General features: G+C 73.7%; 11 protein-coding genes and 1 pseudogene. 9 read left to right on the top strand and 3 right to left on the bottom strand.

Going from position 1 to position 11,224, the window contains the following annotated elements:
* The 8 genes from bioD to mug form a co-directional block, all read left to right on the top strand.
* Positions 1-499 (top strand): ATP-dependent dethiobiotin synthetase BioD (bioD, locus tag MHW47_RS24660; protein ID WP_239225970.1); only part of this gene is annotated, 499 nt, incomplete at its 5' end.
* A gap of 190 nt (positions 500-689) precedes the next feature.
* Positions 690-1,973 carry a cytochrome P450 gene (locus tag MHW47_RS24655; protein ID WP_239225969.1) on the top strand — a complete coding sequence of 428 codons (1,284 nt, stop codon included), beginning with the start codon at positions 690-692 and terminating at the stop codon, positions 1,971-1,973.
* A gap of 107 nt (positions 1,974-2,080) precedes the next feature.
* Positions 2,081-2,521: a GNAT family N-acetyltransferase gene (locus tag MHW47_RS24650; RefSeq protein ID WP_239225968.1), complete on the top strand. Its 441-nt coding sequence runs from the start codon at positions 2,081-2,083 to the stop codon at positions 2,519-2,521.
* Between the two features lie 169 nt (positions 2,522-2,690).
* Complete coding sequence (locus MHW47_RS24645; protein ID WP_239225967.1) at positions 2,691-4,028, top strand: hemolysin family protein; 1,338 nt, start codon at positions 2,691-2,693, stop codon at positions 4,026-4,028.
* A complete protein-coding gene (locus tag MHW47_RS24640; RefSeq protein ID WP_239225966.1) occupies positions 4,025-5,044 on the top strand; it encodes a hemolysin family protein in 1,020 nt (339 codons plus the stop codon). Before MHW47_RS24645 ends, MHW47_RS24640 begins: the two co-directional genes overlap by 4 nt.
* 81 nt (positions 5,045-5,125) lie before the next feature.
* On the top strand, positions 5,126-5,995 hold the full coding sequence (locus tag MHW47_RS24635; protein WP_239225965.1) for an SGNH/GDSL hydrolase family protein: 870 nt from the start codon (positions 5,126-5,128) through the stop codon (positions 5,993-5,995).
* A 59-nt stretch (positions 5,996-6,054) separates the two neighbouring features.
* Positions 6,055-7,497, top strand: a complete 1,443-nt coding sequence (purB, locus tag MHW47_RS24630; protein ID WP_239225964.1) for an adenylosuccinate lyase — start codon at positions 6,055-6,057, stop codon at positions 7,495-7,497.
* Between the two features lie 25 nt (positions 7,498-7,522).
* Positions 7,523-8,068 carry a G/U mismatch-specific DNA glycosylase gene (mug, locus tag MHW47_RS24625; protein ID WP_239225963.1) on the top strand — a complete coding sequence of 182 codons (546 nt, stop codon included), beginning with the start codon at positions 7,523-7,525 and terminating at the stop codon, positions 8,066-8,068.
* A gap of 21 nt (positions 8,069-8,089) precedes the next feature.
* Here mug and MHW47_RS24620 read toward each other — a convergent pair whose 3' ends face one another.
* Positions 8,090-8,539: a hypothetical protein gene (locus MHW47_RS24620; RefSeq protein ID WP_239225962.1), complete on the bottom strand. Its 450-nt coding sequence runs from the start codon at positions 8,537-8,539 to the stop codon at positions 8,090-8,092.
* A gap of 292 nt (positions 8,540-8,831) precedes the next feature.
* Between MHW47_RS24620 and MHW47_RS24615 the strand changes: the two genes are divergently transcribed.
* Positions 8,832-9,989, top strand: a complete 1,158-nt coding sequence (locus tag MHW47_RS24615) for an ROK family protein (RefSeq protein ID WP_239225961.1) — start codon at positions 8,832-8,834, stop codon at positions 9,987-9,989.
* 63 nt (positions 9,990-10,052) lie between these two features.
* On the opposite strand, the gene MHW47_RS24610 is transcribed toward MHW47_RS24615, so the two are convergent.
* Together MHW47_RS24610 and MHW47_RS24605 are read right to left on the bottom strand one after the other, a co-directional pair.
* Complete coding sequence (locus tag MHW47_RS24610; RefSeq protein WP_239225960.1) at positions 10,053-10,820, bottom strand: GntR family transcriptional regulator; 768 nt, start codon at positions 10,818-10,820, stop codon at positions 10,053-10,055.
* 277 nt (positions 10,821-11,097) lie between these two features.
* Positions 11,098-11,224, bottom strand: a pseudogene (locus tag MHW47_RS24605) (NUDIX hydrolase); the annotation flags it as partial.

Here is an 11,224-nt window from a genome sequence, read left to right as displayed (position 1 = left end):
GGTCGAACTGGCCCGGTTCCCCGAACCGCTGGCGCCCGCGACGGCGGCCAGGCGCGCCGGGATGCGGCCGGTGCGCCCGTACGAGATCGCGGAGGCGGCGGAGAAGCTGGCCGCCGAGCACGATCTGGTCCTGGTGGAGGGCGCGGGCGGGCTGCTCGTCCGGTTCGACGACGAGGGCGCGACCCTCGCGGACGCGGCCCGGCTGCTGGCGGCGCCGGTGCTGGTGGTCGCCCCGGCCGGGCTCGGCACGCTCAACTCCACGGCCCTGACGGCGGAGGCGCTGCGGGCGCGCGGGCTGAGCTGCCCGGGCGTGGTCATCGGCTGTATGCCGGCCGACCCGGATCTGGCGGAGCGCTGCAATGTGACGGACCTTCCGGTGGCGGCGGGCGCGCCGCTGCTGGGGGTGGTCCCGCAGGGGGCCGGCGCGCTCGCCCCCGGGGAGTTCCGGGAGCGGGCGGCGGACTGGCTGGCGGAGCCGCTGGGCGGCCGCCGGCCGTAGGGTCGTCCGGACCGGCCCGTTCGGGGCGCTCGTCGCGGGCCGGTGCCGAAAATTTCGGCACCCCCGCATCCCCTCGGTCGAACACGTGGTCATAATTCCAGCTCAGGTAGCCGAAGTGATCCGAGTCGGCCACGTCCGGCGCCCCGCCGCGCCGCCCCGACCAGATCCCGCGACGACTCATGGAGTGACATTGAGTGCGACCACGTTCCGTTCCCGTATCACTGCCCGGCTCGGACGCGGCTACCTGGCGCGCATCCAGAAGCACGGACTCGGTTCCTCCACCATGAGGCTGCTGCCCGAACAGCTGCTGATGCCGTTGCGCAGGGACGGGCTCGACCCGGTGCGGCGGCTCGCGGACGTCCGGGCGAGCGCGCCGGTGCGGCGGGTGCCGCTGCCGTTCGGCATGGACGCCTGGGTGGTGACGGGGTACGAGGAGGCGAAGGCGGTCCTCGGCCGCGCCGAGGGGTTCAGCACCGACTTCGCGCATCTGGCGGGCAACGCGGGCATAGTCGCCGAACACAGCCCCGGCGGGCTGGGGTTCAGCGATCCCCCGGTCCACACCCGGCTGCGCCGCATCCTGACCCCGGAGTTCACCATGCGCCGGCTGCGGCGGCTGGCGCCCAGGATCGACGCCATCGTCGCGGAGCGGCTCGACGCGATGGCCGCCGCGCCGGGGCAGGTGGACCTGGTGCACTCCTTCGCGCTGCCCGTGCCGTCGCTGACGATCTGCGAACTGCTCGGGGTGCCCTACGAGGACCGCGACGACTTCCAGAAGCTGGCCATGGACCGCTTCGACCTGTTCGCCGGGACGACCGCGCCGTTCGGCGCGATGTCGGCCTCGCTGGACTACTTCCGGGGCGTCGTGCGGGCGCAGCGCCGCGACCCCGGCGACGGGCTGCTCGGCATGATCGTGCGGGAGCACGGCGACAGCGTGGACGACGAGGAACTGGCGGGCCTGGCCGACGGGGTGCTGACCGGCGGGTTCGAGACGACCGCCAGCACCATCGCGCTCGGCGCGCTGGTGCTGCTGCGCGATCCGGAGGTGGCGGCGCGGCTGCGTACGGACGGGGGGCTCGCGGGGCCCTTCGTGGAGGAGGTGCTGCGCTATGTGTCGGCCGTGCAGCTCGCCTTCCCCCGGTTCGCCCGCGAGGACATCGAGATAGCCGGGGTGACGATCCCGCGCGGGGACATGGTGCTGTGCTCGCTGAGCGGCGCCAACCGCGACCCGGCGTACGTCACGGACGACGGGCGCTTCGACGTGGACCGGGCCACCCCGGCCGGGCACCTGGCCTTCGGGTACGGCATCCATCGCTGCATCGGCGCGGAGCTGGCCCGGATGGAGCTGCGCGCCGCCTTCCCGGCCCTGGTCGCGCGCTTCCCGCAGATGCGGCTGGCGGTCCCGCCGCACGACCTGGCGTTCCGCAAGCTGTCGATCGTGTACGGCGTCGAGGCCCTGCCCGTACGGCTGCGCTGAACCGTCCGCGCGCCCCGGCCGGCGGCCGTCCGCGTGCCCCGCGGTTCCGCCCGGCGGTCCGGGAAACCGGCTCGCCCGGGGGCGCGGTTCTCTGGTTGGCTCCGGCCATGAGTGATCTCGACGTACGCCCCGCCGCCCTGCCCGACATCGACGCCGTCCTGCGGTTCTGGCGTACGGCCGCCGAGGGCACGAGCGTGAGCGACGACCGTGCCGGGGTGGCCCGGCTGATCGCGCGCGACGCCGGGGCGCTGCTGCTCGCGGAGCGGGACGGCGCGCTGGTCGGGACGGTGATCGCCGGGTTCGACGGCTGGCGGTGTTCCCTGTACCGGCTGGCCGTGCACCCGGACCACCGCCGCCGGGGCATCGCGACCGCGCTGCTGGAGGCGGCGGAGCGGCACTTCGCCGAGGTGGGCGGGCGGCGGGCGGACGCCATGGTCCTGGAGCGGAACGAGCGCGCGCACCACGCCTGGCGGGCGGCCGGGTATCAGCGGCAGGACGCGTGGCGGCGGTGGGTGAAGCCGCTCCGGGAGGGAACGGGGACGGAGTGACCGCAGCAGCACGTCACTTTGCCGATCCTTTACTATGAGGTTTCAACATTCCCACCCGTTCCGACGAAAGGTGTGAGCGTCCGCCCATGGGCGAGCCTCCCAGTAGCCGAAGCCGCCGACATCGCGCGGTCCGCCAGTCCCTGCCCGATCATGGGACGGAGGTGAACCGATGACCGAAGTGCTTCTGCTGCTCGTTGCGGTACTGCTCTCCCTCGCCTGCGGCGCCTTCGTCGCGGCGGAGTTCTCGCTGACCACCGTCGAGCGCGGACAGCTGGAGAAGGCCGTCGAGCAGGGCGAGCGCGGCGCGGCGAGCGCGATGAAGGCCGTGCGCGGGCTCACCTTCCAGCTCTCCGGGGCGCAGCTCGGCATCACCGTCACCAACCTGGTGGTCGGCATGCTCTCCGAGCCGTCCATCGCCAAGCTCATCCGCGGACCGGTGGAGGCCGTCGGGCTGTCGCCGGGCGTGGCCTCGTCCGTGGCGCTCGTCATCGGTACGGCCCTGTCCACGGTGTTCCTGATGGTCGTCGGCGAGTTGGTCCCGAAGAACTGGGCCATCTCCTCGCCGCTGGCCGTCGCCAAGGCGGTCGCCACCCCGCAGCGGATCTTCACGGCCGTCTTCCGGCCCTTCATCAGCCACCTCAACAACACCGCCAACCACATCGTGCGCCGCTTCGGCCTCGAACCGGCCGAGGAGCTGGCCTCCGCCCGCAGCCCGCAGGAGCTGGTCGCGCTCGCCCGGCACTCCGCCCGGGCGGGCGCGCTGGAGGCGGACACCGCGGAGCTGTTCGTCCGCACCCTCAATCTGCCGGAGCTGACCGCGGAGAACGTGATGACCCCGCGCGTCCAGGTCACCGCGCTGGAGGTGAGCGCGACCGCCGAGGACGTCGCCAACGCCACCCGGGCCACGGGTCTCTCCCGCTTCCCCGTCTACCGGGGCAGCCTCGACACCGTGGTGGGCGTCGCCCACATCAAGGACGTGCTGGCGATCCCGGCCGAGGAGCGGCCCCGCAAGCGGGTCTCCGAGATGCTGCGCGAACCGGTGCTCGTCCCCGAGACGCTGACCGTGGACCGGCTGCTGGACCGGCTGTCCGGCAAGCTCGCCATGGCCGTCGTCATCGACGAGTACGGCGGCACGGCGGGCGTCGTGACGCTGGAGGACATCGTCGAGGAGGTCGTCGGCGAGGTCCGCGACGAGCACGACCCGCACGAGACGCCGGACCTCGCGCCGGCCGGGGAGGACGCCGACGGACGCGTCCTGTGGTCGGCGGACGGCGCCGCCCGCACGGACCAGCTGGAGACGATCGGGCTGCGCGTGCCGGACGGCCCCTACGAGACCCTCGCGGGCCTGGTCGCCACGGAGGTCGGCCGCATCCCGGCCGTGGGCGACACCATCGAGCTGGCGGGCTGGCGGATCGACGTGGTGGACGCCTCCGGGCGCCGCGCCGCCCGCGCCCTGCTGCACGCGCCGATGACCGGTTCCCACCAGCCGTCGGAGGACGAGCGATGACCGCCGTACAGCTCTTCATCGGTCTGCTGACGCTGGTGGTGAACGCCTTCTTCGTCGGTGCCGAGTTCGCCCTGATCTCGGTGCGCCGCAGCCAGATCGAACCCCAGGCCGAGCAGGGCAACCGGCGGGCGCGCAGCGTCATCTGGGGCCTGGAGCACGTCTCGGCGCTGCTCGCGGCGGCGCAGCTGGGCATCACGCTGTGCACCCTGGTCCTCGGCATCGTCGCCGAACCGGCCATCGCGCATCTGCTGGAGCCCGTCTTCGACGCGGTGGGCGTGCCGCACGGCCTGGTCCACCCGATCTCGTTCGTGATCGCGCTGACCGTCGCCACCTACCTGCACATGCTGCTGGGCGAGATGGTCCCGAAGAACATCGCGCTCGCCGAGCCGGTGCGCTCCGCGCTGCTGCTCGGTCCGCCGCTGGTGACGCTGGCCAGGGCGCTGCGCCCGGTGATCTTCGCGATCAACGCCTTCGCCAACGGGCTGCTGAAGCTGTTGCGGGTGGAGACGAAGGACGAGGTGGCGGCGACGTTCTCGGACGACGAGCTGGCCCGTCTGGTGAAGGACGCCGGGGACGCCGGGCTGGTCGACGACCGGGCGGCCGAGCGGCTGCACCACGCGCTGGAGCTGGGCCGGCGGCCCGTGCGGGACGTGGTGCTGCCGGTGGACCGGGTGATGTACATCCGGGTCGGCGCGACGCCGGAGGAGCTGGAGCGGCTGTCGTACGAGACGGGCTTCTCGCGCTTCCCGGTGATGGACGCCGAGCAGCGCATCCTCGGCTACCTCCATGTGAAGGACGCCCTGGACGTGACCCCGCGCGACATGCCGTTCCCGGTGACCGCGATGCGGCCGATCGCCCGCGTCAGGGCGGCGACCCCGCTGGACGACGTGCTCACCGCGCTGCGGCGCAGCCGTACGCACCTGGCGGCGGTGCTCGACGAGGACGGCCGGCTGGCGGGCATGGTCACGATGGAGGACGTCCTGCGGGAGCTGGTGGGGCGTCCGCAGAGCCGCTGACCGCGGCCGGCTCCGGGCCCCGTCCCGGAGCCGGCGCTCGTCCGGCGGGGGCGTCCGGCACCGCGATACGATCGCAGCGCCATGGACATCAATGCCTCCTACACCAGTCTCGTCGCGGTCGGCGACTCGTTCACCGAGGGCATGTCGGACCTGCTGCCCGACGGCTCGTACCGGGGCTGGGCCGATGTGCTCGCCTCCCGGCTCGCCGCCCGCACGCCCGGCTTCCGGTACGCCAATCTCGCCGTGCGCGGCAAGCTCATCGGCCAGATCGTGGACGAACAGGTGGACGCGGCGGCGGCGATGCGGGCCGATGTGGTGACGCTGGTGGGCGGGCTCAACGACGCCCTGCGCCCCAAGTGCGACATGGGCATGGTGCGCGCCCGGCTGGAGGAGGCCGCGGAGCGGCTGGCCCCGTCGTGCCGGCGGCTGGTGCTCATGCGCAGCCCCGGCCGCAACGGCCCGGTGATGGAGCGCTTCCGGCCGCGCATGGAGGAGCTGTTCGCGCTGATCGACGAGCTGGCCGCCCGGCACGACGCGGTGGTCGTCGACCTGTACGGCGCCCCGGTGCTGGGCGACCCGCGCCTGTGGGACGTGGACCGGCTGCACCTGACCGCCGAGGGGCACCGCCGGGTGGCCGAGGCGGTGTGGCAGGCGCTGGGGCTGCCGCCGGAGAGCGACTGGCGGGCCCCGCTGCCCGCCGCCGTGCCGCCGGGCTGGGCGACCCGGCGCGTGGCCGACGTACGGTTCGCCCGGCAGCATCTGCTCCCCTGGATCGGCAGGCGCCTGACGGGGCGCTCCTCGGGCGACGGGCGGGCTGGGGCGCAGTTCAACGCCGAGCTGGGCCGGGCCTTCTGGGTGACCCCGCAGGAGGGCGGCGGTGAGGCCCCGGTCGCCGCGTGGCGGCGGGTGGAGAACGACGGGCGGGAAACGACCGACCGGCCGCGTTCGTAGCAACCCACAAACCGGACCGGTGCGCTGAGCTGCACAAACCGCCAGTAGAATCAGGACACGTGACTGCTGTGTCTGCGAAGCCTCGCATCCCCAATGTCCTGGCCGGCCGCTACGCCTCCACGGAGCTGGCCGTCCTCTGGTCCCCCGAGCAGAAGGTGAAGCTGGAACGCCGGCTGTGGCTGGCGGTGCTGCGCGCCCAGAAGGACCTCGGGATCGAGGTGCCCGACGCCGCTCTCGCCGACTACGAGCGCGTCCTCGACCAGGTCGACCTGGCCTCGATCGCCGAGCGCGAGAAGGTCACCCGGCACGACGTGAAGGCCCGGATCGAGGAGTTCAACGCCCTCGCCGGCCACGAGCACGTCCACAAGGGCATGACCTCGCGCGACCTCACGGAGAACGTCGAGCAGCTGCAGATCCGGCTCTCCCTGGAGCTGATGCGCGACCGGACCGTGGCCGTCCTGGCCCGCCTGGGCAAGCTGGCCGCCGAGTACCGCGAGCTGGTCGTCGCCGGCCGCTCCCACAACGTCGCGGCCCAGGCCACCACCCTCGGCAAGCGGTTCGCGACCGCGGCCGACGAGCTGCTGGTGGCGTACGGCCGCCTGGAGGACCTGCTGGGCCGCTACCCGCTGCGCGGCATCAAGGGCCCCGTCGGCACCGCGCAGGACATGCTCGACCTGCTCGGCGGGGACGCCGGGAAGCTCGCCGAGCTGGAACAGCGGATCGCCGCCCACCTCGGCTTCGCGCACGCCTTCACCTCGGTCGGCCAGGTCTACCCCCGCTCGCTCGACTACGACGTGGTGACGGCGCTGGTCCAGCTGGCGGCGGCGCCCTCCTCGGTGGCGAAGACGATCCGGCTGATGGCCGGGCACGAGCTGGTGACCGAGGGCTTCAAGCCGGGCCAGGTCGGCTCCTCCGCGATGCCGCACAAGATGAACACCCGCTCCTGCGAGCGCGTCAACGGCCTGATGGTCATCCTGCGCGGTTACGCGTCGATGACCGGCGAGCTGGCGGGCGACCAGTGGAACGAGGGCGACGTCTCCTGCTCGGTGGTCCGCCGGGTGGCCCTGCCGGACGCGTTCTTCGCGTTCGACGGGCTCGTCGAGACGTTCCTGACCGTGCTGGACGAGTTCGGCGCGTTCCCGGCCGTGGTGGCCCGCGAGCTGGACCGCTACCTCCCGTTCCTCGCCACGACCAAGGTCCTGATGGGCGCGGTCCGCGCGGGCGTCGGCCGCGAGGTCGCCCACGAGGCCATCAAGGAGAACGCCGTCGCCTCCGCCCTGGCCATGCGCGAGCAGGGCACGGAGCGCAACGAGCTGCTGGACAAGCTCGCCGCCGACGCGCGCATCCCGCTGGACCGCGCCCAGCTCGACGAGCTGATGGCCGACAAGCTGTCCTTCACCGGCGCCGCCGGCGACCAGGTCGGCGCGCTGGTCGCCCGCATCGAGAAGATCACCGAGCAGCACCCCGAGGCCGCCGGTTACACGCCGGGCTCCATCCTCTGACGGCCCCGGCCACCCCCGCGCGCGGATGACACCCGAGGAGCTCCGGGCCGCCCGCGACCGCGTCGTACCCGACGTGGTCGCGGGCGGCCTGCGCGTGCTGTTCTGCGGCATCAACCCGAGCCTCACCACGGCCGCCACGGGGCACCACTTCGCGTTCCCCGGCAACCGGTTCTGGCCCGTGCTCCATCTGTCGGGCTTCACCCCTCGCCGGCTGCTCCCCGCCGAACAGGCGGAACTGCTCGACCACGGACTGGGCATCACCAACGTCGTCGCCCGGGCGACCGCGCGGGCCGACGAGCTGTCCGCCGAGGAGTTCCGGGAGGGCGGACGCATCCTGACCGCCAAGGTGGAGCGGCTTCGCCCGCGCTGGCTGGCCGTCGTCGGCGTCACCGCGTACCGCACGGCGTTCGGCGACCGCAAGGCCCGCATCGGCCCCCAGGAGCGGACGATCGGCGGGGCCAGGGTCTGGGCGCTGCCCAACCCCAGCGGCCTCAACGCCCACTGGACCACGCGGACGATGGCCGAGGAGTACGGCCGGCTGCGCGCCGCCGTGGCGGACGAGGACGCGTAGTCCCGGCCTCCGGGCCCGTCCTCAGGGCGGGTCCGTCTCCGTCACGACGACGCTCAGCTCGCAGCCGGAGCCGCCCTCCTCCAGGCAGAGCGCCAGGGCTATCCAGCGCTCCTCGACCTGCCAGAGGCGCAGGTACTCGCAGCCCGCGACGACGTCCGCCCAGGGCTCGGGCAGCTCCTCGCCGGACACCATCCGCTCCCGGGCGCTGAACAGACTCACCAGCTGCGGCTCGCCCCAGCGGCTGCCGAGCAGCGTCACCAGCGCCTCGTGGTCCGCGACACACTGGGCGCGGCGCTCCAGCCGGTCCGCCTCGTCGTCGTCCCCGCCGAGCCCGTACCCGGCGTCCTCGGGGTGGAGGTACGCCGCGTGGTAGCCGGGACCGCTGACCCCTGAACCGGTCCGGACCCGTTCCACGGGGAACGCACGGGCGCGCATCCCGTCGATCAGGCGGAGGTGATGTGCGGTGGTCATGCCGTCAGTAAACCGTCCCCCACTGACAATCGGGGGCCCGCTCCGCACTTTGAGACGATTTCAGCCGTCTCGTTCCCGGCGTACGCTCGCCAGTTGGCCCCGCGCCCCCGCCCGTCCCGCACCAACTGCCGGACCCGCTCGGGCAGATGCTCCCGGCAGGTGGTTCCGGCGCCGCGAGGGCCGGTAACGACCGGTCGAGACCTTTGGATACAGGTTCGCAACCTGCGGTCGCCGTCCCCCTGGCCAGCGAGTACCATCCGCCTGACATGCGCACTAGCTGGGAGGACACACCGTGGGGCGGCTGACCGGTGGCGACCCGTCGCTGCTGCGGCGGATCAATTCCGCGGTGGTACTGCACGCCCTCCGGGGCGCGTCCTCCTCGACGCTGACGGATCTGGCGCGGCTCACGGGCCTGTCCCGGCCGACCGTCGAGGGCGTCATGGAAGGGCTCTTCGAGGCGGGCCTGGTCGTCGAGTCCGCCCCGGACGGGGCCGAAGCCCGCCGGCAGGGCCGTCCCGCCCGCCGTTTCCGGTTCCGGGCCGAGGCCGGGTACCTGCTGGGCATCGAGATCGGGCCGCACCGCGTGTCCGCGCTGCTGTCGGGTCTGGACGGCCGGATCATCGGCGCCGGCTCCCGCGAGGTGTCGGAGACCGCCGACGCCGACGACCGCCTGGAGCGGGTGCGGGCCGTGGTCGCCGACGTGCTGCGCCGTACGGGCGTGGTCCGCAGCAGCCTGCGCGCCGTGGGCGTGGGCAGCCCGGGGATCGTGGAGGCCGACGGGACGGTGCGGCTGGGCACGGCGCTGCCGGGCTGGACGGGCCTGCCGCTGGGCGAGCGCCTGAGCCGTTCCTTCCGCTGCCCGGTCCTCGTGGAGAACGACGCGAACGCCGCCGCCGTCGCCGAGCACTGGAAGGGCGCGGCCATCGAGTCCGACGACGTGGTGTTCGTGCTGGCCGGCCTGAGCCCGGGAGCGGGTTCGCTGATCGGCGGCCGACTGCACCGGGGGTTCGGCGGCGCGGCCGGGGAGATCGGCGCGCTGCACCTGCTCGGCCGCGACGTGACGCCGGAGCACCTGCTCTCGACGACGGACATCCCGCTGGACCCGCTGGACGAGCACGCGGTGGCCGCCGTCTTCGCGAAGGCCCGGCACGGCGACGAGCTGGCGCAGGCCGCGGTGGAGCGGTTCATCCAGCGCCTGGTGCACGACGTGGCGGCGCTGGTGCTGGCGCTCGACCCGGAGCTGGTGGTGGTGGGGGGCTGGGCGGCCGGTCTGGACGGCGTACTGGACCCGCTGCGCGGCGAACTGGCCCGGTACTGCCTGCGGCCGCCCAGGGTGGCCCTGTCGCTCCTCGGGGAGGCCGCGGTGGCGACCGGGGCGCTGCGGCTCGCCCTGGACCACGTCGAGGAGGAGCTGTTCGCCATCGAGGGAACGGTGACGGCCCGCCGCTGAGCGCGACGGGCCGTGGGGTGCGGGCCGGGTCCTGCGGGCGGTGCGCCCGCCCCGGCCCCCGGGTCAGGAGGCCTGGCGTTCCTGGGCCGGGTGGCTGATCTCCAGGTCGCCCGCGTCGCCGAAGGTGAGCCGGCAGGTGTCGGCCCGGTAGGTGGCGACGGAGACGGCCGCGGTGCCGCCGGCGGCGAGGTAGCGAGTGGTGACCACGAGCACGGGCGCGCCGGGCAGCCGGTCCAGCTCCTTGGCGTCGTCGGCGCGGGCGGAGCCCAGTTCCACGGACCGGTCCTGGCCCTCCAGCGTGAGCCGGTGCAGTTCGCGGACGACGCTGCGGGCGCGGGCGGCGCCGGACGGGGCGTCTATGGCGGACAGCTCGGGCACCGACGCGGCCGGCACGTAGAGCAGCTCGGCGGCGACCACCTGGCCGTGGCCGGTGCGGATGCGGCGCACGACGTGCAGCGGCTCCTCGGCGCCCACGTTGAGCGTGGCGGCGACGGCGGCGGGCGCGGGAGCGCTCTCACAGTCGACCGGCTGCCATGCCTCGCCGGTGCCGCCCTCGCTCCAGTCGTGGCGGGCGGTGGAGACGGCCACCCCGACGCGCGGCGGGGCGACGGTGGTCCCGACGCCGCGGCGGCGCTGGAGCCGGCCTTCGAGTTCGAGCTGTTCCAGGGCCTGGCGGAGCGTCGCCCGGGCGACGCCGAACCGGGCGGCCAGCTCGCGCTCGTTGGGGAGGATCTCCCCCACCGAGAAGTCCGAGTCGAGTGCCTCACCGAGCACGGTCTTCAGGTGCCAGTACTTCGGCTCCTGCACCGTTTCCAGCTGCGTGGTCCCCACCCTGTCCTCCGCAATCGCCCGGCGGCTATTCCGCGACGTTATTTATTAAAGGTTCCTGTCTTAACGTGCCGACCTTAGGACGGTGCTCCCCCTTGGTCAAGACCAATCGTGCGCTCCGAAGGCTGTGAATCGGTGGTCCGCCGCACAGCGTTCACAGGACGTTCGTGGTCCGGGCGACCGCGGGCAGCACAAAGCCCCACGTCGCAGGGGCGACGTGGGGCCGGTGACCGTCCCGAACCGGCGGCTAGGGGGCGGGGGTTGCGGCGGGGGGGGGGGGGGGCGGCAGGGTGCCGGCGGGGCGTTCGGGGAGCAGGCCGAACAGCAGGAGGTGTCCGTCGGGCGAGCTGAGGGCGTCGGCGAGGCGGACGTCCTCGGAGCGGGCCTCGATGCCGGTCTCCTCGCGC

Origin of the sequence: Streptomyces sp. OfavH-34-F (assembly GCF_022347745.1) — a bacterium.
GTDB lineage: Bacteria > Actinomycetota > Actinomycetes > Streptomycetales > Streptomycetaceae > Streptomyces.
This window is presented reverse-complemented; position numbering and strand designations above follow the sequence as displayed.

What these genes read in the sequence shown, in the direction of transcription:
- MHW47_RS24650 (WP_239225968.1), top strand. Translation starts at nt 2,081, where the DNA reads ATGAGTGATCTCGACGTACGCCCCGCCGCCCTGCCCGACATCGACGCC.
- MHW47_RS24645 (WP_239225967.1), top strand. Translation starts at nt 2,691, where the DNA reads ATGACCGAAGTGCTTCTGCTGCTCGTTGCGGTACTGCTCTCCCTCGCC.
- MHW47_RS24640 (WP_239225966.1), top strand. Translation starts at nt 4,025, where the DNA reads ATGACCGCCGTACAGCTCTTCATCGGTCTGCTGACGCTGGTGGTGAAC.
- MHW47_RS24635 (WP_239225965.1), top strand. Translation starts at nt 5,126, where the DNA reads ATGGACATCAATGCCTCCTACACCAGTCTCGTCGCGGTCGGCGACTCG.
- mug (WP_239225963.1), top strand. Translation starts at nt 7,523, where the DNA reads ATGACACCCGAGGAGCTCCGGGCCGCCCGCGACCGCGTCGTACCCGAC.
- MHW47_RS24620 (WP_239225962.1), bottom strand. Translation starts at nt 8,539, where the DNA reads ATGACCACCGCACATCACCTCCGCCTGATCGACGGGATGCGCGCCCGT.